Genomic DNA, 21,162 nt, shown 5'->3' with positions numbered 1-21,162 from the left:
TCTGCCTTTTTTATGGCGACTATTTCTTTTTTAATCTTCTAAACATTGTTGTCACTTTATCAGCCATCCTTCGATACGAGATACCTTTTTGACTTGGTCTAGACTTAGAAGATGGTTTAAGTTTTCTAAAGGTGTTCGGTTTTGTTTCATAAGCTTTATCTTCAGTTGGTTTAACTTCTTCTGCTTTGTCCTCTTCATTTTTTTCCTCTTCGGTTGGCTGTTCGAGTTTTTCTCCTTCCCCTCTATCTATTATTTCTATGATTTCTTCTCCTTCCTCTTTATCAATTACTTCTATTATTTCTTCTATATGATCACTGACAATCTCTTTAACTTGTTGGTCTTGTTTAACTTGTTTATCTAGTGATAAAGGATCTAATGGTATACTACTTTCACTCTCAGTTGGGAGGTGATTTTTAATTTTATATTCTATTTCATTCCATACTTCGAGAATATCATTGACAACCCGATCCCAATTATAGTTTTTTTCTGCTAACTGGCGACCATATTGTCCCATCTCTTTACAGAGAGCCGGTCTTGAAAGCAAATAGGTTAAATGCTCAACAAATGCTTTAGGATTTTCCGGGTCCTCAACAATTAATCCATTTTTATTGGGCTCAATGACTTCTGTATTTCCACCACGGGCTGTCGTAATAATAGGCAGGCCAGATGCCATCGCTTCATAGTGCACACGTGCCAAAGGTTCTTGCCATTGAGATGGACATACAAATACGTCTGAAGCAGCAAACCAGTTTTGGATTTTATCAGGAGCAACAAAGCCAGTCGTAACAACAGGGATTGGTGAACGAGCAGCTAAAGCACGAACATAAGCAATATAGTCCGTTATCCCGTCATCGCTAAACCATTTTCCTCCCATAAGAACTAATGCAATATTAGGATGCTTACCTGCTAACTCCGGCATTGCCCGAACTAATACATCGGCGCCTTTATTAGGAGATAGTCTTCCTGCGAACAAGATAATTTTCTTATTCTCAAGGTTATGTTCTTTACGCAAGGATTGACTAACTGCTTTAGCTTTAGACGAATACGATGGAATGAATCGATCTAAATCTACTCCGGAGTAAATAGTTCGAAGTTTCGGGGCAGCATGTGGAAATAATTCTATAATCGCTTCACCAATATAATTACTAATTGTAATTATTTTATCAACCTGTTGAATCGCTTTTGACCCTTCTTCTGGATCTATTTTTTCACGTTTGAACATATCATTATGCATACTTAGTATAATACGTGATTTGGGGGCATATTGCCGTACAGCATTGACCAGCCGCGGACGGTTAAAAATATGAATTAAATCAAATGAAGGATTCGAGCTTAGAAACTCTATAATTCCTTCACGGTAAGTCTCAACTAACCCTCCTTTATATCGAACATAACGTATACCATCTCTTATCTCATCCATAGGTAATGAGGGGTCCGTTGTTCCTAAGATGGTGATATTATGTTTTTTGCTTAAATACGGAACTGCTCCTGCAATATAGGTTTGTATCGCTCCACCGCGTACAGGAGGAACTGGTAGTTTTTCTGTACAAATAATTAAGATCTTCACTATGATTTTCCTCCTCCTAGCCAACTATTATCCTCTAACTCTTTTAGAACTGGCCATTTCGATTTATCAATTTCTACAATTCTTTCAACTAACATTTTTAATTCCTCATCCATAAAGATGGTAGGTTCATAAATGATCTCTTTTACATTTTTATAAAATAAGTTCGGTAAAGCCATATCGGTAATTAACATCTCATATAAGCCATCTTCAATTGGATTTGCAGCATGATATGCTCTAATCATTTCTTTAACCCATGTAATATCCCAACCACCTAAATCATCCATTGTTCCTGTTATTAGTTTACGAAGATCCCGAATAGGAAGATCGTAGGCGACACCATCTAAATCAATAATCCACATACCGCCTTCGCCTTTTTGCCCATTGGACCAACCATAATCTTGGTGGACTAGACCCCACTCTCGGTTACCTCTGGAGACTAAATCATAGTAGGCTGATTTCTCTAGCTTTTCAAACGCTTTGGTGGCTTGTTCTTCAAACATATCTACAACGGATAATATTGCTGAACTGGCAGGCATTTCACTATAGAGCCTAGCAATATCCCTCATCCAATTCATTTTTTTTATGATTTTCTTATACGTCTTCGGCCACCGGTACAGACGTGATGCTAGTTCAGCTCCTTCTGGTGGAACGTATCCTTTAGATAACCGGTGGAATTCTCCAATGGCATAGCAAAGGTCTTTTGCTCCTTCCAAGTCTTTTGACACTTGAAAGAGTGAATCAATCCATTCTGCGACAAACCATAGCTTTCCACCCATCTCCACATATAGCTTTCCGTTCTTTGTAGGGATGATGGCTGGAACTCTTGCTTTCTTCTCCTTTACTAAATATTCTTGAGCCCCCAAACTAAATAAACTTCTAGTCGGCCGTCGATGTAGTAGCTTTAAACTTCTTGGTCCTTTATCGGTCTCAATCTTCCATATAAGTCCACCTTTGTCAGACTTTGTTGTTATGACTTCCATATGATGGACCTTCATATCGTAATGATTATTCACTTCATAAGCCATATCGATAATATATTGGGGAACGTAAAATGTATCTTGGTACTGCTCCTCTTCTAAATCCCAAGGGGTAATCATAATCTCCTCAGCCATAAGCTACCTCCTTTTTATATTTACTGTATTCTTTACATGACATTTAGGAACTTACATCTACCTAGACAATAAAAAAAAGTGAAAGGCTCTTGTTTATGAACTCTTTCACTTTTGCCCAGTTATTCTTTTTACCAATATCAATTATTGGGTTTGAAGGTGTTCGCTTGAATACCAGTCTACTGTTTGAATTAGCCCGTCATAAAAAGCGGTTTCAGGTTTCCAATTTAATGAAAGGTGAACTTTTTCCCAATTCAAGGCATAGCGTCTGCCACTCTGTTCTTGGTCCGCTACATGACGAATTAACTGATGATCTATATTCATATAATCAAGAATGAGTTTTACGACATCCATTATTGAGCGCTCGCGACCACCACTGATGTTATAAACTTCACCTAAGTTTCCATTCTCGAGGATGGTTTGAAGTGCTTTACAATGATCTTTTACAAATATCCAATCTCTAACCTGCTGGCCGTCACCGTAGATTGGAACATCTCTTCCCTCTAATGCATTCCAAATTACGGTTGGAATTAATTTTTGATTTTGTTGGTAAGGTCCGTAATTATTGCTACAACGTGTGATAATGGCAGGTATTTCAAATCTTTTGATATAAGAACGAACCAGCATTTCTCCACTTACTTTACTTTCTACGTACTTATTGTTCGGATTGAGTAGACTCTCTTCGGAATTTGGTCGATCTTTTTCACCTAATGTGCCGTATACTTTTCCTGTTGAAACGTAAATAAATTTTTGAGCGTGACCACTCCTTACCTTCTCGAGTAAGTGTAATGTACCTAATACATTTACCTCAAAAAAATCAATAGAGGAATACTTTTTTTCTTCTCTATCAGTCAATGCAGCAAGATGAATAATGGCATCGTACTCTCGATCGAACACTCTATTTAACTGCACCTGATTCCGAATATCTACCTGAAAAAAACGATAACGAGGTGATTGAGTAAACTGATTTAGAACTACCGGATTGGTTGGATGTGTGAGAGAGTCAATATTCGTTATGTGGTAGGATGTATTGTCAAGAAGGTGTTCGATGAAGTTAATTCCTATAAAACCTGCACCACCTGTTACTAATACTTCCTTTCTCACTTTCAATCCCTCCAAGGATTCTGACATTTTATTCTTACTATTTAAATTAAACTTGGTTGAGTTGTAATACTAGCGAGAATATACAAACTAGGAGTGGATGATCTTTTGCACAATAGCTTCAATAACTGAGCCGCAGCCTGCAATTGCAAAGATAATAACGACTGGAACAAAAACGAGGGGATAAAAGATAAAACCAATATAGAGAAGGGCTGCACTCCAAATTCCTGAACACCAATAACACGCAATTAATTCGCCGATAAACTTTCGTATCCCGCTTCCTTTTACCTCAAAATAGGATGCCTGTGTCCCATCAGACATAGTTTCAGTAGTAATTTTATGAAATGGCTTTCTTAATGGACTTATTATTTCATCAAATACGATCAAATGCGCCAAGCGAAAAGAGGCTAACAATAACAAAATAAATTCAAAAGGACTTATCATTTTCATCCATCCTTGTAGTTAATCTGCTAACAAAATATGTACTAAATCTAAATATGTGCCTAGCCACATTGTGTTTTTGTATGTAAATATCCGTGTCTCACACGATGACCGAGGGTTTTATTCAGCACCGTCCCTAGTTATTTCCACAAATTTACCTTAACTCCATTACAAATTGGAGTAAGAGGAACGTTTAAGCAGTATTAGAAGTAGCCTCTTCCGCCTAAGAAGAGGCTACTTCTAATTGTATCGGGTTCATTCTGCGCTTTTGCTTAACGATTTCTCCTATTTTTTCCCTCTACCCCTCACCATTCCACGCTTTTCGTTCACGCTTCCTCCTAGTTTTTCCCTCTTCCGCACACCATTCCACACTTTTCGTTCACGCTTCCTCCCAATTTTTCCCTCTACTGCTCACCATTCCACGCTTTTCATTCACGCTTTCTCCTAGTTTTCCCCTCTACTACTCACCATTCCACGCTTTTCGTTCACGCTTCCTCCTAGTTTTTCCCTCTTCCGCACACCATTCCACGCTTTTCGTTCACACTTCCTCCTAATTTTTCCCTCTTCCGCACACCATTCTGCGCTTTTCGTTCACGCTTCCTCTAGTTTTTCCCTCTTCCGCACACCATTCCACGCTTTTCATTCACGCTTTCTCCTAATTTTTTCCTCTACTGCTCACGATCCACGGCTTTTCGTTCACGCTTTCTCCTAATTTTCCCCTCTACTGCTAGCGTTTCACGGCTTTTCGTTCACGCTTCCTCCTAATTTTTCCCTCTACTGCTCACGATTCACGGCTTTTTGTTCCTGTTTTCTCCTAATATTTCCTCTACTGCAAACCATTCTCCGCTTTTGCTTAATCTCCCTTCTAATTTTTACCTACACCACTAACCCATCGATAAAACACAAAAGGCTGACTCGAACAGGTCACCTAAATGTAACCTTACGAGTCAGCCAAAAAATTGCCTAACGACAAATTAGAAAAAAAGAGAAGAGGAACTTCAACTAAGTTCCTCTCCTTCCTTTATGATAACGCTAAGATATTATATCCGCAGTCTACGTGGATCATCTCACCAGTAATCCCACGGGCTAAGTCACTCATTAAGAATAGTGCAGTATCTCCAACTTCTTCTTGTGTTGTTGTACGGCGAAGCGGTGCACGTTCTTCAATTTCTTTTAGAACATCATTAAAGCCAGAAATTCCTTTGGCTGCTAGTGTACGAATTGGGCCTGCAGAAATCGAGTTAACCCGAATACCGTCTTTCCCTAAGTCATTGGCTAAATATTTTACACTTGCATCCAATGACGCTTTGGCAACGCCCATCACATTATAGTTCTTCACGACACGTTCTCCACCTAAGTAAGTAAGAGTTACAATACTTCCGCCTTCTGTCATTAATGGACGCGCTGCTTTTGCAACGGCTGTTAAAGAATACGAGCTAATATTTTGAGCCAGTAAAAATCCGTCACGAGTTGTATTTAAATATTCACCGTCTAGTTCTTCTTTATTTGCAAATCCGATACAATGAGCCAGTCCATGGATGACTCCTACTTGTTCCTTAATGCTGGCAAACGTTTTATCAATTTCCTCATCATTTGTTACGTCACAAGGGAGAACTAAATAATCATCGCGTTCTAACGTCGCTGCTAAATCACGAACGTTCTTTTCCAAGCGTTCTCCAGCGTAAGTAAAAATTAAACGGGCTCCAGCTTTTGATAGCGATTGAGAAATCCCCCAAGCGATACTTCGTTTATTCGCAACCCCCATAATGACGTATGTACGACCTTCTAATGATAAATTCATATTTTCCAATCCCCTCCTACTATATTAGAACTATTTAATAGTATCTTCCTCAAAGAATGTATACTTACTATTAGTACTAGGTACCAATAGTATAAGTATATCACGTTTTTCAGATGTTGGTACAGGTTTCCCTGTTAATATTCTTCATCAATCGGTATTACCCTTTTTTTGTCATAATATTCCGTTTAATAAAATGACAGTTTTCACATTCAAAAATGACATTTTGGTTCGATTGGGCTGTTAATAAGTGATTTAATGGTTTTTCAAGTTTACATTTAGGACAAATAACGGTTGGTTCCATCTCCATTTGATTTTCCCTCTTTTCTGTAAATGTTTGGTATTATTATCACCAACAAAAAACCTCCTAATAATAGGAGGTTTAAAATTAATCATCAAATTCTCTTCTCGGAAGCAGAGTTCTCGGTACATCTGTTCCTCTTGAACCACGTAAATCTACTTTATCTCGTTCTGGCGGGAATAAAATAATAAAGCTTTCAGGGATAGACTTCGCCAGGATCCTTGGGAGTTCCTCTAACTTTGGATGCCAAGCAATCGTCCCTCTTCTAGCACTTAATACAACAACTAAATCATCCTTTTTAAGCATTAATAGGTAATTATCAATCAACTCATTCCAAGTCTTTACGTTCGCAAATTTCATTGAAACATCCGGTTTCATTTGCTCAAATGACTTTTTATAGTACTTACTATCATCTTTAATAATTAGGACCGATAATTTGGCACCGATGTTATTGGCCATTTCTTTGATTGTCTTTACACCCTCATAATAGCCTGATTTATGATCGACACCCGATGGCAGAATAAGTACGATGCGTTTCGTCGTGTTTAATGGTTGGCCAAGCATAGATACTAAAATCATCTCATTTGTCCGATTGAGTAACTGATCGAGTACCCCACCAAAGATTTTCTGAGGCGTTGATAATTTACCATTCCATCCGATAACAACTTTCGTAATTCTCGTTTCTTCTATTGCTCTAATTATTCCTGAAGATACGTTTGGATCAACACGTGTTAATAAATGGACAGGAATGTTGGCTCCCGACGCATAAGTAAGTGCCTTCCCTAACATTTTTTCAGCTTCCGCTACTTTTTCTGCCGATCGACCATTTTGTTCCCTTGCGACTGTTAACGGATAAATTGGTTCTGAGCTATTTCCTCTTAAACTAAATGATAAATTTAATAAATTTTCTACTGAATTTGGATTGGCCAATGGAACTAAGATACGATCTGGTGCATTACTCGGTTCATACGGTTGTTGTTCTTCTAATAATGCAAGTTTCCTTCCATACTTTTCAACAGTATATGGACCTACCATACAAGTCACAAGGATCATCACAATAACACCATTGACTGTTGCTTGATCAAATAAGCCTAAGTCAAAACCGACTAGTGTCGCTGCAAGCGTTGCTGCCGCTTGTGGGACAGATAACCCGAACATCAGTCGGATTTCTTCTTTTGAGTACTTGTAAAGTTTTCCACTTATCCATGCTGCTAAAAACTTTCCAAGTTGTACAAACAAGACAATGGCAGCTGCCAAGATCCAAGCGCTAGGTTCACTCAATAATATTCTTATATCCATCAGCATACCGACAGATAATAAGAAGAAAGGAATAAAGATCGCGTTACCAACAAATTTAATCCGGTTCATTAACGGACTATGTTCTAATATAAAACGGTTCAAGGCTAATCCAGCTAAGAACGCACCAATGATTGGCTCTAACCCGGCTACCGTCGCAAAAAAAGCAGTCACAAACAAGACAGCCATAACAAAAATATAATCCAACGTGCCTTCACTGCTCATTGAACGGAAAAAGTAACGTGCCAGCGTTGGGATAATGAGGAGCACAATTCCAACATATAGGACTAAGGATAAAATCATCGTAAACCAGAAGGCTAGATTTAAATCCCCTTCCATCGACGCTGCTATGATTGCGAGAATAAGTAACGCTAACGTATCAGTCATAATCGTTCCACCGACAGTCGTTGTTACACTTTTATTTTTCGATATCCCTAAGCGACTAGCAATCGGGTATGCGAGTAAGGTGTGCGACCCTAACAAAGAACCTAATAAAATCGCTGCTGGAACTGAGTATTGAAGAAGCAACCCTAGAGACGTCCCAAAAATAAATGGTATAGTGAACGAGAGCGAGCCAAACACAATACTACGTTGACGATATTTTTTAAAGCCTTCTAAATCAATTTCTAGTCCTGCGATAAAAATAATATATAAAAGTCCAACAGTTCCTAATAATATAATTGTCGGGTCACGATCAAGAATGCCCAAACCTTTAGGTCCAATAATGACACCTGCAAAGATTAATCCAATAAGACCAGGTACTTTTATTCTCGCCATTATTATGGGAGCTAACAGGAATAGTACCATAGCAATTGCAAAAATTAAGACTGGATTTGATATTGGATTTTCTAAAATATTCATGGCTCCCTCCTTTTTAATCATATGTAATGTTCCATGTTCAATCAATGGTACAAAAACCAACTAATATAGGACACCATATTCCCCTCATTTTATGGGGATTTGGCTTGTACTATGCAGAAGAACAAGTTTTTATAATACTATACTTTTACATTGGAGGAAACTATTATGTCTATAGATATTATTGGTGATATTCATGGTTGTTATGATGAATTCGTCCAACTAACTGAAAAGCTTGGCTATGAGTGGCAAGAGGGCATTCCGCTTCATCCAAATGGGAGAAAACTTGCTTTTGTTGGCGATTTAACAGATCGAGGACCTTATTCTATTAAAGTCATAGAAGTCGTTTATGAGCTCGTTAACCGGCAACTTGGTCATTATGTACCAGGCAATCACTGTGATAAACTTTACCGGTATTTTCTCGGTCGGAATGTCCAAACGACTCACGGTTTAGAAACGACAGTCGCAGAACTTGAACAGTTATCTCGCAAAGATTATAATTCAATAAGCTCGAAGTTTCGGAAACTCGTCGAAAACTCTGACTTATATGCTGTATTAGATGAGGGAAGGCTCGTGATTGCTCATGCGGGTATTAGACAGGATTACATAGGCAGACAGGATAAAAAAGTAAAAACCTTTGTCCTATATGGCGATATTACTGGCGAAAAACATCCGGATGGATCACCTGTAAGAAGAGATTGGGCAAAGAAATACTCAGGTGAATCTTGGGTTGTCTACGGTCACACGCCAGTTGCCGAACCACGTTTTATTCATCATACTGTAAATATTGATACCGGTTGTGTTTTCGGTGGAAAACTAACGGCACTGCGTTACCCTGAATTAGAAACCATTTCTGTTCCTTCAACAATGCCTTACGTTGGAGAGAAATTCCGAAAGTTTGACGATACCATTGAGTAATTTTAAGAAGGTGAAAAAAATGCATTTTTTAAAACTAATCCTCCTTTCTTTAACACTTTTTGTCCTTGCGAGTTGTGGTCCCCAATTAGAAATTCAAGGGGATATGGAACAAAGCAGAATCATTATGGATGAGGACAGAAACTTGCTGACTTTCTATGTCCGCCTTGAGAATACGAGTAACTTATCTTCTCCTAATTTATTTGCGAAGTTTGAATTACTAAACGAAGAATTAGTTGAAGAATTTGGTCAAGAAACACTTGTCTTTGTTAATAAAAGTCAAATTCCAGAAACCTTTAAGATTGGTGCAAACAGCGGTTTTTTTATTGGAGAATCATTTGAAGTTGAGCAAACCTTTGCTAAAGAGGTGTTAACAGATGCCGTCGAAGTTGTTATTTTTGATGAAGCCGGCGATGATATCACTAGGTTCCCAATCACCAATGTTGAACTAGAAACAAATTAATTTTTCTAGTAAGTGTTCAAAAAGGAGAACAAAAAGATCCGAGAAGGTCGAGGAAGCGTAGTCTCCGAGCATAAAGCTGGTTGCTCCGTAAGCATAATCCTCGCACACCGGAAAAGTGTTCTTCTTTTCCAAGGACTCGAGCGTATGGTGTTAATACGTGAAGCGCAGAAGAGCAAGCTGACGAGCTACCGCAGGATGTGGTGACTTCGCTTCGATGTTCCCACAGACGTGGGGCTCTTAGTCGAAGGTCTTCTACCGACAGACATTTTTCCCGGACTTTTTGAACATCCTCTATAAAAAAAGCCTCACCTACTCAATAAAATGTACCCTATAGAGTAGACACTTTAAAAAAGTCTCTCTGTAGGGTATTTTTATATTTAAAGATAAAACAGAATTGGGGAAGCACAAAATGAGTAAAAAGATATTTACAGAAAAAGAGAGATCCTTGTTATCAAAGAATCCATATGTAAAAGGTTGTCTTCAACTTGAAACGTATTCGGAGAATTATGAAGAAGTATTGCATCATCTGCCCTATTAGAAAAGCAAATCCCTATAGGCGATTGATGAAAGCAACCAAAGAACATAGGGTCCTCCCAAACCTGTTACAACGGAACTTTAAACAAGATACACCTGGAAAGGTTCTTCTGACTGACATTCCCTATTTATTCTATGGCAAAGGGAAAAAGGCCTATTTGTCAACCGTTAAAGATGGTTCAACCAACGAACTTTTGGCTTATCACATTTCTGAACGTATGACCTTAGATATCGCAACAGATACACTTCTCAAGCTCAAGAATAACAGAAGAGTAAAGTTAGCTCCAAATGCGTTTATACATTCTGATCAAGGCGTCCATTACACTAGCCCTATCTTTCAAAAAATAGTAAAGGGAATGGGGTTACGTCAATCCATGTCTAGACGTGGGAACTGTTGGGATAACGCACCACAAAAATCTTTCTTTGGTCACTTTAAAGATGAGACTTCTAAGCCATGCGAAACACTCGATGAATTTAAAAAAGAAATTAAATCATACATGACATACTATAACCATTATAGATACCAATGGAATATGAAAAAGATGACCCCTGTTCAATACAGAAATCATCTTCTTAAAACTGCTTAGGCTTTTTTAGAATGTCCTTTACAAAGGGTACATTTTACATAGATCATGAGGAAGGTGAGGCTTTTTTATCCGACCCAATTCTTCATATCAGGTGGTACTGGCGCTTCCAAATTAATTTTTTCCAATGTAAGAGGATGTAAAAACGAACAGTGAAAGCTATGTAATGCTTGTCTTTCAATTTTTGTTCGTTCCCCACCGTATAAGTCGTCACCAATTAATGGGTGTCCTAGATAGGAAAAATGAACGCGGATTTGGTGAGTTCTTCCTGTTTCCAGTTTAACTCTTACTACTGTTTCCTCAGCAGTTCTTGAAAGAACTCTGTAATGGGTAGTAGCCGTTTGTCCATCTGAACGCACTTCTCTTTCGATAATACTATCCGTTTTTCTACCAATCGGTGCGTTTATCGTTCCTTTTTGAGTCGTGATGATCCCATGTGTTATAGCTATGTATTCTCTATGGATCCCACCAGCTTGTTGAACTTTTGCCATTAAGTCATGAGCAAAGCGGTGTTTAGCAATCACAACAATCCCCGAGGTATCTTTATCGAGTCGATTGACAGCATGGAACGTTGATGAAATTCCATGTTGATCATAATAATATAAGACCGCATTTGCCAGTGTCCCGCTAACATGATCTCTTGAAGGAATCGTCGGCATACCAGCTGGCTTATTCACGACAAGAAGATGCGTATCTTCAAATAAGATATCGAGACCTATCTTCTCCGGAACAATACTGTCACTTCTCACTTCGGCTGGAAAAATAATTTTTACTTCATCATTCATTTGCAATGTTTTCCGAACGGTAGCAAACTCTCCATTGACAAAAATGGAGCCTCCAGCAAATTTTATATCCGCTAAGGCTCGTTTTGACATTTTTTTTTCTTCTTTTAAAAATTCTCGTAACAGTTTCCCGTCCCAATCGTCTCCAACAATCCATTGAATTTGTAATCCGGTCATTGCTTTTTAGTCTCCAATGAATGATTCTCTTACACGCTTCCAAAATGGAAACGGACGGAACCTTGCAAACTTTATTTTTTCTTCTGCAACACGGCATTGTATTGACTTCACCTTTTGATGGCTCCACGAGAAATGGTCGATTGTAATTTGCAATTTCACATCGTTTTGAGGTTTTAAAAGACACGTATGGTGCTGTGGTAAAACTAGCGGCGATCCCACCGTCCGATAGACTCTATTATTTATAGAAGCCATTTCAGCTAATTGGATGCATGCAAGTGAGGGATGCAAAATTGCCCCACCTAGTGCTTTATTGTATGCGGTACTGCCAGATGGTGTAGAAATGCATAGTCCATCCCCGCGAAACGTTTCAAACTTTTCACCTTTAATTTCTACGTTACAAACGAGCGACTCTTCTGGACTTTTCACAGTACATTCATTGAGCGCAAGTAAACGCTCAGATTTATTCTCTCCATAATGCCTTAAAACAACTTCTAACAGAGGGTACTCCACAATTTGAAAAGGGGTTTTAGCAATATGGATAACTAATTTTTCTACTTCTTCCGGCATCCAATCCGCATAAAAGCCTAAGTGCCCCGTATGAATTCCAACAAAGGATGTTTCTTCTAAACGATGTTTATATGTATGGAAAGCATGAAGTAAGGTACCGTCCCCGCCGACCGTAATTACAATCTCTGGGTTTTCATCATCAAAAGTTAATCCAAACTCTACTAGATAGGTTTTAATTCTTTGTTGGAGCGCATTAGATACGTTATCCCCTCTAGAAGTCACGGTAAATTTCATAACATCAGACTCCATCTTTAATTGATTTATTAATTACTAACTCGGTCATGTTTCTTAGAAAAAATTCGCTGTGCTTCTTGAACCTCTTCACGAATTTCGGACATTTCTTCATCTAATAAAAATGCGGCTTCGGCTGCACGTTGTAATCTTTGTTTAATGTCTTCTGGTATTTCTCCACTGTATTTATAATTTAATGAGTGTTCAATTGTAGCCCAGAAGTTCATTGCAAGTGTCCTGATTTGTAATTCGACATAGATCTGTTTTTTTCCTGCGATCGTTTCTACCGGATACTTTAATACCATATGAAAGGATCTATAGCCGCTATCTTTTTTCTGATTAATGTAATCACGTTCTTCTACGATTTCAAAATCTGTCCGACGTCGAATAAATTCAATGATAGTATTAATATCTTCTACAAACTGACAAACAATACGAATTCCGGCTAAGTCTTGCATGTCTTCTTCAATCCGCGTAAGGGGTATATTTTTACGTTTTGCTTTATCAATAATACTTGCAACAGGCTTTACCCTGCCAGTTACAAATTCAATCGGTGTATGTTTAGATGATTTTTGATATTGTTCACGTATCCCTTTAAATTTTATCTTTAATTCTTCAACGGCTTGCTTATATGGGATCAAAAACGTGTCCCAATTATACATGCAACCACCAACCTATCTTCAAATAATCAACTACTTAATAAAGCTATGTAGATTATTTTGTAATAATTCTCCCAACAGCTTCTACCATTTTATCGCCATAATTACTGTTGTCTTGAATATTTTCCAACAGGTAATGCAATTCATCTTTAAAGGAAGTACAGTGCAGCTCCTCGTCAGGAAGTAATTCAATATACACGTTTTCTTTGTCCATAAGTTCTGAATATAACTCAGACCATAAAAATTCTGGAATACTTACATGACGATATCGTTCATCATCTTCTAAAAGGTAAATGAATGACAATTGGTCTGAATCTGCTAACATCCTTCCCGCAGCCTTTAATGTTGATGCTTCTTCTTTTAATAAAGGTTGCGAGGTATGTAAAATTAATTTATCCTCTTTTATTGAAATTTCGTTTATTTCTATATGTTTCATGCTCTTGACCTCCTAATACCACTTATTGTTACGTAACTATTCTACCATAAGTTACACATTGACAAGAATATAAATCCTTTACGACAACTCATTGTTCGTAATTACCATCTATGACATAATGAGGGTTGTGGATATCAATTAAATTTTTTTTTACTGCAACCTAATATATAAAACTTGAATAGTAAGGAGTACCGATTGATGACTCGTGAAATAGAAATTGAAGCCAAAAATCTCTTAACTAAAGATGAGCTGTATCGTTTACAACACTATTTTTCAATAAAGGACACTCAATTTGTCTCCCAAACCAATCATTATTTTGAAACAAGTGATTTCTCTTTAAAGGAAAAAAAATCTGCTTTGCGTATTCGTGAAAAAAAAGGGCAATTTGTTATGACATTAAAGCAACCAAACGAAGTAGGGTTAATCGAAACCAATCAAAGTATTTCGAAAGAAGAAGCCCAGCGAATTATTGAAACAGGGAAGCTTCCTGAAGGTGAGGTGAAAGAGGATATTAAGGCGTTAAATGTTCCCCTAGATCAATTTACTTGTTTAGGGGCACTCACTACTTCTCGAGCTGAGGTCACTTATAAAAATCAATTAGTTGTTCTAGATATTAGTAAATATTTCGATATCGTCGATTATGAACTTGAAATTGAAGGTACTAGTATAGATGCCGTCAATTCTTTGTTTAAAACTATACTGCAACAACACGATATTCCAAAGAGACCGACGAAAAATAAAATTGTACGATTTTTTGAAAGAAAACAGCAACTACAAAGCTTTTAATTAAATGACACCCAAAAATCGGATATTGTCTATTTATGTTGTGTACTATAAACTAGAATATAGTATTCTATTCAGTCCGAGGTGCCATACATGAACATGATGATGTTCCAGCAAATTGCAGAAATGAATGCAATTAGACAATTTAGAGGTCCAAGTTCCGCAACTGGTCATTCTCCTTTTCAATCTTTATTTTCAGATTTCATACAGGAGGAAATGGGGAAAATGAACGTCAAATTAAACCAAAATCAACGGAATATGGATTTGTTTTTACATCCGATTGCCAAATTAGACATGCCAAAGTTCGAACCACAACAATCCGTTTCAATTGAAGCTGTTAAACCGTTACAGGAAACTGGAAATTCCCGTGTTGATAATTATAAAAAATGGATTAACGAAGCTGCGCAAAAGTATAACTTAGACCCTAAGCTCATTGTTGCTGTCATTAAGCATGAGTCTAACTTTAACCCAAATGCAACGAGTCGTGCTGGAGCTGGTGGACTTATGCAACTTATGCCTGCAACAGCAAGGTCATTAGGTGTTACCAACGTTTTTGATCCGCAGCAAAATATCGAGGGCGGTGCGAAATATTTACGGCAAATGCTTAACCGCTATAATGGAGATACTCGTTTAGCGTTAGCTGCATATAATGCTGGCCCTGGAAACGTAGATAAATACGGAGGTATTCCACCATTTAGAGAAACACAAAATTATGTACCAAAAGTAATGAATACTTTTATTAATACTTAAATGAATAAGTAAGAATCTTAAATTGACTAGGAATTAATTTCCAGTCAATTTTTATTTATATAGCGGTTATTAACCCCATATTTACAACATAAGGAAATTCCAAATCAGATTATTTGATGTTCGTACACACCATTGCTAAAATGGGTTTAAGTAATTTGTTACTAAAACAGCCTTTTAAAGGAGATAATTATGTCAGAACATCAAACACCATATGACGCAATAGGTGGAGCTGAGCTTTTAAGCAAACTAGTGGATACCTTTTATGATAAAGTAAGCCGACACCCTGTGCTTGCACCAATTTTTCCAGATGATTTAACAGAAACGGCAAGAAAACAAAAACAGTTTTTAACCCAGTTTCTTGGTGGACCCACGTTATACTCTGACGAACATGGCCACCCTATGTTAAGAGCCAGACATATGCCTTTTAAAATTACTCCAACTGGTGCTTCCGCTTGGTTAGCTTGCATGAAAGAAGCAATGGATGAAGTTGGTTTAGATGGACCCGTACGAGAGCAAATCTTTAGTCGTCTTACCTTTACAGCACATCATATGGTTAATCATCCGCACGATACGGAATAGGAAGGGAGGACTCTCAATGACTTCAAAAGAAAATCAGACTATCTGTGATCATATTCGAGGCTTTTGTGGTCCTATTGAAGAACCATCCGTATCCCAAAAAACAAACCCTTGCAAGAAAAAGCCGTTAGAAATCTATATATTTATTGATCCCTTATGTCCTCAATGTTGGGCTTTTGAACCGCTTTTAAAAAAGATGCAAGTTGAATATGGAAAGTACTTTAAAATACGGTACTTTGTCGCTGGCTCACTTGAACTTTGGAATAAGAAACAATCAAAAATAGAGGAAACAAAAAAATTAGAGGAAATTGCAAGTACTTGGGAAAAAACAGCTAGCCGTACAGGTATGAGTTGTGATGGAGATGTGTGGTTTGAAGACCCAATCACTTCCCCTTACACGGCTTCGATTGCAATAAAAGCTGCAGAAATGCAAGGTCAATTTGCAGGGCTCAAATTCCTACGAAAATTAAGAGAATATCTATTTTTAAGTAAACGAAACATTACTAAAGAAGACGTCTTGATTGAATGCGCTAAGTCGGCTGGATTAGATGTTGATGAGTTTATTCGCGATCTACACTCAGAAGGCGCTATAAAAGCTCTTCAATGTGATGTAAAAATGACGAAAGAGCTTGGGGTGGATTACTCTCCTACCTTTGTCTTTTTTAATGACAATATTGAGGAAGAAGGATTAAAAGTAACGGGGTTTTACCCTTATGAAGTCTATGTTGAAATTATTGAACAGCTGCTTGGCTTTTCACCAGAACCCTCTACATTGACAACATTAGAAGATTTCTTATCTTGCTATAATTTTGTTGCAACTAAAGAAGTAGCCGTTGTCTTTAATATTTCCATTCAAGAAGCTGAAAAGCAGCTAAAACGATTAATGTTAAAACAGCAGGTCGAACGAGTGCCTGTAAAGTACGGTACTTTCTGGAGATACACTGCGAATTAGATCTCGCAGACAATAGCAACTGATCATGAGAATGAGAGCGAAGTTTGCTTGAAGTTGAACATTCGAATAAAAATAAAGAGGCCGACATCAAATGTCAGCCTCTTTTTTAATAGGGGGAGAAAATGTTTAACACTAATTATTTTACAATAATTAATTTAACATATTCGGCACCTGAATAAAACCCTTTGATCTATCGTTCGCAACATCGTCACATTTTTTCTAGTATTTGTTTATTGTTCTTAACCAAGTTTCATATAAATAGCATGTCTAACAGTACGCTCACATACTATCTTATAGAAAGGTTGATAACAGTTGAGGTGAGTTTCATGAGAAAAATCTTGCTTATAATCGGTATTCTCTTCATTATTGTTAGTTTCTATTTAATGGTGTTAGGTTTAATGAATGTGTTTCCGGTGTTTCTTGCAGCACCAGCTTTATTTATATCGGTTGTATTTACAGTATCTGTTTATAATGAACGAAATCGATTTCGCGGATTTCGTTAACAAAAAACACTTGGATCGTTGTGTTAATTTGCGATAAATTGTTGCTCTACTAATTTCTTATATAACGGGTGACTCCCCATTAATTCTTCATGAGTACCCGTTCCTGTTACTTTGCCGTGCTCAAGAAATACAATTTGATCAGCTTTCACTACCGTTGAAAGTCGATGGGCAATCACGATCGTTGTCCTTCCATTCATCGCATATTTTAATGCTTTCTGCACTTCAAATTCCGAATTACTATCTAAGCTAGATGTTGCTTCATCCAACATTAAAATCGGTGCTTTCCTTAATAGCGCTCGGGCTATCGCAATCCTTTGACGTTGTCCCCCTGACAATTTAATCCCTCGTTCCCCGACTTCTGTATTCATTCCTTCTGGTAACTCCATAATAAACTCCTTGGAATTTGCGAGTTCTAATGCATTAATTAGATCTTCTTCCGTTACTTCGTGTTCGATACCTAACATCAAATTTTCTTTAATCGTACCTGGCATAAGTGGACTTTCCTGAGAAACATAGGCTAATTGTCTTCTCCAGTCACTTAATGAGATCGTTTCGATGTTTTCTTCTTCAAATGATATCGTACCCTTACTCGGCTTATAGAACCGTTCAATCATCGAAAAGATTGTTGTTTTTCCACTTCCACTCGGGCCAACAATAGCTGTGATCTTTCCTGGAGAAATCGTCAATGATACCCCTTTTAATACACCCTCTTTAGTTTCATATGAAAAATGGACTTCATCAAAAGTAATGGCTTTCTTTCCTGCATCAAGTTCCATCCCGATCGTTAGCTCCTCACAATCGTGCTTTAAAATCCCTTGAATTCTTTCAGTTGCCCCCATTGCTTTTTGCAATTCGGCAAAGAAACTAGCAAACTGACTGACAGGAATAATGATTAAAAATAGGTACAGGATAAAAGCAACTAAATCGCCAGCGGATAATGCACCGCTAGCAACTCTTACCCCACCGTAACCAATAATCACTACTAACATTCCCATTAAAGCTAACATGATCAAAGGACTTAGAAGAGCCTGTATTTTGGCTTCTTTAATACCGAATTGAAAAAGACCTTTTATCCGCTCTTCTCCTTTTTTCTCCTCCCCTTCTTCTGCTCGGTATGCTTTGATTAAACGAATATCTGCCAGTACTTCAGACAGGACATTTGTGAAGTTAGCCATTTCTTTTTGAGTCCCTTTTGCAATCTTATACATCTTATTCCCAATCGGAATAATAACGAGCAGCATAACAGGTACAGCTGACAACATCACTACCGTCATTCGCCAATCTAGTAATAATAAGATAATAACGGCCCCAATAATTGAAATAAAGCCAGAGATCGCAGTTACGACATGTCTCGTAATTAAGCTCATGACTACATTGGTATCATTCGTTATTCGACTGATCGTTTCACCTGTTCGATGGTTATCATAGTACGGTATAGGTAGATGAAGCATATGTTTCCAGAGCCGCCGACGTAAATTAGCGACAATCGTTTGTCCTGAATATGCTAACAAATAGTAAGATACACCACCAGCAATGGCTTGCAAAAAGAAAGCCCCCACTAATAATGCGATCATCGTACCTTCAAGGTTACCCACTGAAAATTGATCCACAAAATCTCGAGTAAATAACGGAACAATTAGACTTGCTGCCGTTTCAATAAGACTAATGATGATTGCAAACGTCAATAGAAGGGTCGGTGGATTACTTTTTTTCAGAAGATTATAAAATGATGCAAAATCTAATTTTGATTCTCTCTTTTTCATATGTACCTACCTTATTTAATGGTCGTTTTTTGCAATGCATTCTAAAATCTATTCTGTCCACATCAATAAAAGGAAAGCTGACTCCCATGTGAAATCAGCTTCCCCCATTTCATTATTCGTTTTCAAGCAGTTTTTCCATTTCTGTTAATGTTTGTTCGAAGACTGCACAAGCTTGTTTAATTGGCTCTGCAGAAGTCATATCTACTCCCGCTTTTTGCAGCACTTGAATTGGATAATCAGAACTTCCAGCTTTCAAGAATTCCAAATAGCGGTCTACGGCTGGCTGTCCTTCTTCTAAAATCTGTTTAGATAACGCAGTTGCTGCGCTGTAACCTGTTGCATATTGGTACACATAGAAATTGTAATAGAAGTGCGGGATGCGTGCCCACTCTAGGCCAATTTCTTCGTCAATTATAATTTCATTACCGAAGTACTTAACGTTCAAATCATAGTAGGTCTTTGTTAATAATTCTGGTGTTAATGCCTCACCCGCTGCGGATTTCTCGTGAATTAATTGCTCAAATTCTGCGAACATCGTTTGTCTGAACACAGTACCTCTAAAGCCTTCTAAGAAATGATTTAACAGATACAGCTTTTTCTTCTTATCATCTGTCGTTTTTAATAAATAGTCGTTTAGTAACGCTTCATTTAATGTAGAGGCTACTTCCGCAACAAAAATCGTATAATCTCCATAAGGATATGGTTGATTTTCTCTTGTGTAGTGGCTGTGACAAGAATGTCCAATTTCATGGGCCAATGTAAATAAATTGTTCACATTATCTTGCCAGTTCATTAAGATGTACGGCATTGTCCCGTATGCACCTGAAGAATAAGCACCACTCCGCTTACCAACATTCTCTTCTACGTCAATCCATCGTTTCTCGTAGCCTTCTTTTATGATGTTTACGTATTCTTCTCCAAGAGGAGCAACGCCTTTTAGAACAAGTTCTTTAGCTTCTTCATAAGGAATTTCCATCTTTACGTCTTTGACGAGTGGTGTATACAGGTCATACATATGAAGCTCTTCTACACCTAACACCTTTTTACGTAATGCTACGTATCGATGTAGTAAATGTAGGTGATCATTGATTGTTGACACTAACTGATCATACACGACTTCGGGAATATGGTTTTTACTAAGAGCCGCTTGTCTGGCAGATTCATATTTACGTACGTTTGCGTAAAAAATATCTTTCTTTACTTGCCCGCTTAACGTACTTGCAAATGTGTTTTTAAATTTATCATACGTTTCATATACAGCTTTAAAAGCATCTCTTCTAACTCTTTGATCAGGTGACTCTAAAAAGCGGATGAAGCGTCCATGAGTTACTTCAATTTCTTCACCTTTTTCGTCCGTAACTGTCGGGAACTTAAGGTCTGCATTGTTTAAGCTACCAAACGTAGAACTTGGTGTTTTAAGTGCTTCTGCTGCTTGAGCCAGAATAGCTTCTTCTGCCTCTGTTAATACGTGCGGACGGCTTTTATTTAATTCTTCTAATGCTTGCTTATATAGTCTTAACCCTTCATGTTCTTCTACAAATTGATTAAGCGTTTCTTCTGGGATTGACATAATCTCTGGCGTCATAAATGATGCCGTTTGACCTGCTTTTGCAGCTAACCCTTGCGCACGATCATTTAGCCCTTGATAAAAAGAGTTGGTCGTATCTTGGTCATAACGCATATGTGCATATGTATATAGCTGATGCAATCTCATTGAAATGTCATCTTGTTGTTTCAATGCCTGATACAATTGTTCTGCTGTATCTCCTAATTTTCCTTTGTATTGAGCTAACCTTGGTAAGTCACTGTTTACTCTTGCAAATTCTGTTTCCCAGTCTCCATCTGTTGCAAAAATGGCTTCTAAATCCCAAGTTAACTCTTTTGCAATTTCCTCACGTTTTGGCAGTGATTTTGTCGCTTTTGCCATAATCGTATACCTCCAGTATCTCTCTATTTCCTTTTTAAAAAGGCGGACCTACTATAAAAGGATAATTTACATTCTTCTTAATATACGTT

The 21,162-nt window shown here is 37.7% G+C and carries 21 protein-coding genes and 1 pseudogene; 9 read left to right on the top strand and 13 right to left on the bottom strand.

Translation table 11 applies throughout. From position 1 onward, the window contains the following. Positions 1–19 precede the first annotated feature (19 nt). From AC2VNP_RS16855 to AC2VNP_RS16825, 7 genes are all read right to left on the bottom strand, one after another. A complete protein-coding gene (locus AC2VNP_RS16855; RefSeq protein ID WP_486918451.1) occupies positions 20–1,567 on the bottom strand; it encodes a glycosyltransferase family 4 protein in 1,548 nt (515 codons plus the stop codon). After that, entirely contained in the window at positions 1,567–2,679 is a 1,113-nt protein-coding gene (locus AC2VNP_RS16850) for a CotS family spore coat protein (protein WP_486918450.1), read from the bottom strand. The genes AC2VNP_RS16855 and AC2VNP_RS16850 overlap by 1 nt, the downstream gene beginning before the upstream one ends. Before the next feature lie 141 nt (positions 2,680–2,820). After that, positions 2,821–3,780: a dTDP-glucose 4,6-dehydratase gene (locus tag AC2VNP_RS16845; protein ID WP_486918449.1), complete on the bottom strand. Its 960-nt coding sequence runs from the start codon at positions 3,778–3,780 to the stop codon at positions 2,821–2,823. A gap of 87 nt (positions 3,781–3,867) precedes the next feature. Further along, on the bottom strand, positions 3,868–4,221 hold the full coding sequence (locus tag AC2VNP_RS16840) for a DUF1360 domain-containing protein (RefSeq protein ID WP_486918448.1): 354 nt from the start codon (positions 4,219–4,221) through the stop codon (positions 3,868–3,870). Positions 4,222–5,239: 1,018 nt separating this feature from the next. Next, a complete protein-coding gene (gene fabI, locus AC2VNP_RS16835; protein WP_486918447.1) occupies positions 5,240–6,019 on the bottom strand; it encodes an enoyl-ACP reductase FabI in 780 nt (259 codons plus the stop codon). A 157-nt stretch (positions 6,020–6,176) separates the two neighbouring features. Next, the gene (locus tag AC2VNP_RS16830; RefSeq protein WP_275117285.1) at positions 6,177–6,326 is read right to left on the bottom strand and encodes a hypothetical protein; all 150 of its coding nucleotides are present in this window, start codon (positions 6,324–6,326) and stop codon (positions 6,177–6,179) included. Positions 6,327–6,404: 78 nt separating this feature from the next. Beyond that, positions 6,405–8,474 (bottom strand): cation:proton antiporter domain-containing protein, encoded by a 2,070-nt coding sequence (locus tag AC2VNP_RS16825; RefSeq protein ID WP_486918446.1) that lies wholly within the window; start codon positions 8,472–8,474, stop codon positions 6,405–6,407. Between the two features lie 165 nt (positions 8,475–8,639). Here AC2VNP_RS16825 and prpE point away from each other — a divergent pair, with 165 nt between their 5' ends. The 4 genes and pseudogenes from prpE to AC2VNP_RS16805 form a co-directional block, all read left to right on the top strand. Next, positions 8,640–9,389, top strand: a complete 750-nt coding sequence (gene prpE, locus AC2VNP_RS16820; RefSeq protein ID WP_486918445.1) for a bis(5'-nucleosyl)-tetraphosphatase PrpE — start codon at positions 8,640–8,642, stop codon at positions 9,387–9,389. Between the two features lie 19 nt (positions 9,390–9,408). After that, the gene (locus AC2VNP_RS16815; protein ID WP_486918444.1) at positions 9,409–9,849 is read left to right on the top strand and encodes a hypothetical protein; all 441 of its coding nucleotides are present in this window, start codon (positions 9,409–9,411) and stop codon (positions 9,847–9,849) included. A 409-nt stretch (positions 9,850–10,258) separates the two neighbouring features. Next, the gene (locus tag AC2VNP_RS16810) at positions 10,259–10,387 is read left to right on the top strand and encodes a hypothetical protein (RefSeq protein WP_486918443.1); all 129 of its coding nucleotides are present in this window, start codon (positions 10,259–10,261) and stop codon (positions 10,385–10,387) included. After that, positions 10,329–10,970: pseudogene (locus tag AC2VNP_RS16805) on the top strand (IS3 family transposase); the annotation flags it as partial. The gene AC2VNP_RS16810 and the pseudogene AC2VNP_RS16805, both read left to right, overlap by 59 nt. Before the next feature lie 65 nt (positions 10,971–11,035). Here AC2VNP_RS16805 and AC2VNP_RS16800 read toward each other — a convergent pair. From AC2VNP_RS16800 to AC2VNP_RS16785, 4 genes are read right to left on the bottom strand one after another with little or no spacing between them, the layout of a single operon-like run. Next, positions 11,036–11,926, bottom strand: a complete 891-nt coding sequence (locus AC2VNP_RS16800; protein ID WP_486918442.1) for an RluA family pseudouridine synthase — start codon at positions 11,924–11,926, stop codon at positions 11,036–11,038. A 6-nt stretch (positions 11,927–11,932) separates the two neighbouring features. After that, on the bottom strand, positions 11,933–12,727 hold the full coding sequence (locus tag AC2VNP_RS16795; RefSeq protein ID WP_486918441.1) for an NAD kinase: 795 nt from the start codon (positions 12,725–12,727) through the stop codon (positions 11,933–11,935). 29 nt (positions 12,728–12,756) lie between these two features. Continuing rightward, a complete protein-coding gene (gene yjbM / locus AC2VNP_RS16790; RefSeq protein WP_486918440.1) occupies positions 12,757–13,386 on the bottom strand; it encodes a GTP diphosphokinase in 630 nt (209 codons plus the stop codon). Positions 13,387–13,438: 52 nt separating this feature from the next. Continuing rightward, positions 13,439–13,819 carry a UPF0738 family protein gene (locus tag AC2VNP_RS16785; RefSeq protein ID WP_486918439.1) on the bottom strand — a complete coding sequence of 127 codons (381 nt, stop codon included), beginning with the start codon at positions 13,817–13,819 and terminating at the stop codon, positions 13,439–13,441. A gap of 198 nt (positions 13,820–14,017) precedes the next feature. On the opposite strand from AC2VNP_RS16785, the gene AC2VNP_RS16780 reads away from it, so the two are divergent. The 5 genes from AC2VNP_RS16780 to AC2VNP_RS16760 all read left to right on the top strand — a co-directional run bounded on the left by AC2VNP_RS16780 (position 14,018) and on the right by AC2VNP_RS16760 (position 17,383). After that, positions 14,018–14,605, top strand: coding sequence for a CYTH domain-containing protein (locus AC2VNP_RS16780; protein ID WP_486918438.1), 588 nt, complete (start codon positions 14,018–14,020; stop codon positions 14,603–14,605). A 90-nt stretch (positions 14,606–14,695) separates the two neighbouring features. Next, positions 14,696–15,352 (top strand): lytic transglycosylase domain-containing protein, encoded by a 657-nt coding sequence (locus AC2VNP_RS16775; protein WP_486918437.1) that lies wholly within the window; start codon positions 14,696–14,698, stop codon positions 15,350–15,352. Between the two features lie 189 nt (positions 15,353–15,541). Further along, entirely contained in the window at positions 15,542–15,931 is a 390-nt protein-coding gene (locus AC2VNP_RS16770) for a globin domain-containing protein (protein WP_486918436.1), read from the top strand. A 16-nt stretch (positions 15,932–15,947) separates the two neighbouring features. Further along, positions 15,948–16,880, top strand: a complete 933-nt coding sequence (locus AC2VNP_RS16765) for a ClpXP adapter SpxH family protein (protein WP_486918435.1) — start codon at positions 15,948–15,950, stop codon at positions 16,878–16,880. A gap of 326 nt (positions 16,881–17,206) precedes the next feature. Beyond that, complete coding sequence (locus AC2VNP_RS16760; RefSeq protein WP_486918434.1) at positions 17,207–17,383, top strand: hypothetical protein; 177 nt, start codon at positions 17,207–17,209, stop codon at positions 17,381–17,383. Between the two features lie 23 nt (positions 17,384–17,406). Here the strand turns inward: AC2VNP_RS16760 and AC2VNP_RS16755 are convergent, their stop codons facing one another. Both AC2VNP_RS16755 and pepF read right to left on the bottom strand, forming a co-directional pair. Then, positions 17,407–19,146 carry an ABC transporter ATP-binding protein gene (locus AC2VNP_RS16755; protein ID WP_486918433.1) on the bottom strand — a complete coding sequence of 580 codons (1,740 nt, stop codon included), beginning with the start codon at positions 19,144–19,146 and terminating at the stop codon, positions 17,407–17,409. A 112-nt stretch (positions 19,147–19,258) separates the two neighbouring features. Further along, complete coding sequence (gene pepF, locus AC2VNP_RS16750; RefSeq protein WP_486918432.1) at positions 19,259–21,073, bottom strand: oligoendopeptidase F; 1,815 nt, start codon at positions 21,071–21,073, stop codon at positions 19,259–19,261. Between the last annotated feature and the right edge of the window lie 89 nt (positions 21,074–21,162).

The sequence above is a fragment of the Alkalihalobacterium sp. TH-98 genome (genome assembly GCF_057473385.1).
The sequence above is the reverse complement of the archived record's forward strand: the minus strand, read 5'-3'. Positions and strand labels throughout refer to the sequence as shown.

Coding starts and splice junctions, on each gene's coding strand:
- AC2VNP_RS16830 (WP_275117285.1), bottom strand. CDS start 6,326: ATGGAGATGGAACCAACCGTTATTTGTCCTAAATGTAAACTTGAAAAA.
- AC2VNP_RS16775 (WP_486918437.1), top strand. CDS start 14,696: ATGAACATGATGATGTTCCAGCAAATTGCAGAAATGAATGCAATTAGA.
- AC2VNP_RS16825 (WP_486918446.1), bottom strand. CDS start 8,474: ATGAATATTTTAGAAAATCCAATATCAAATCCAGTCTTAATTTTTGCA.
- yjbM (WP_486918440.1), bottom strand. CDS start 13,386: ATGTATAATTGGGACACGTTTTTGATCCCATATAAGCAAGCCGTTGAA.
- AC2VNP_RS16785 (WP_486918439.1), bottom strand. CDS start 13,819: ATGAAACATATAGAAATAAACGAAATTTCAATAAAAGAGGATAAATTA.
- AC2VNP_RS16840 (WP_486918448.1), bottom strand. CDS start 4,221: ATGATAAGTCCTTTTGAATTTATTTTGTTATTGTTAGCCTCTTTTCGC.
- fabI (WP_486918447.1), bottom strand. CDS start 6,019: ATGAATTTATCATTAGAAGGTCGTACATACGTCATTATGGGGGTTGCG.
- prpE (WP_486918445.1), top strand. CDS start 8,640: ATGTCTATAGATATTATTGGTGATATTCATGGTTGTTATGATGAATTC.
- AC2VNP_RS16770 (WP_486918436.1), top strand. CDS start 15,542: ATGTCAGAACATCAAACACCATATGACGCAATAGGTGGAGCTGAGCTT.
- AC2VNP_RS16800 (WP_486918442.1), bottom strand. CDS start 11,926: ATGACCGGATTACAAATTCAATGGATTGTTGGAGACGATTGGGACGGG.
- pepF (WP_486918432.1), bottom strand. CDS start 21,073: ATGGCAAAAGCGACAAAATCACTGCCAAAACGTGAGGAAATTGCAAAA.
- AC2VNP_RS16795 (WP_486918441.1), bottom strand. CDS start 12,727: ATGAAATTTACCGTGACTTCTAGAGGGGATAACGTATCTAATGCGCTC.
- AC2VNP_RS16760 (WP_486918434.1), top strand. CDS start 17,207: ATGAGAAAAATCTTGCTTATAATCGGTATTCTCTTCATTATTGTTAGT.
- AC2VNP_RS16755 (WP_486918433.1), bottom strand. CDS start 19,146: ATGAAAAAGAGAGAATCAAAATTAGATTTTGCATCATTTTATAATCTT.
- AC2VNP_RS16765 (WP_486918435.1), top strand. CDS start 15,948: ATGACTTCAAAAGAAAATCAGACTATCTGTGATCATATTCGAGGCTTT.
- AC2VNP_RS16815 (WP_486918444.1), top strand. CDS start 9,409: ATGCATTTTTTAAAACTAATCCTCCTTTCTTTAACACTTTTTGTCCTT.
- AC2VNP_RS16780 (WP_486918438.1), top strand. CDS start 14,018: ATGACTCGTGAAATAGAAATTGAAGCCAAAAATCTCTTAACTAAAGAT.
- AC2VNP_RS16850 (WP_486918450.1), bottom strand. CDS start 2,679: ATGGCTGAGGAGATTATGATTACCCCTTGGGATTTAGAAGAGGAGCAG.
- AC2VNP_RS16810 (WP_486918443.1), top strand. CDS start 10,259: ATGAGTAAAAAGATATTTACAGAAAAAGAGAGATCCTTGTTATCAAAG.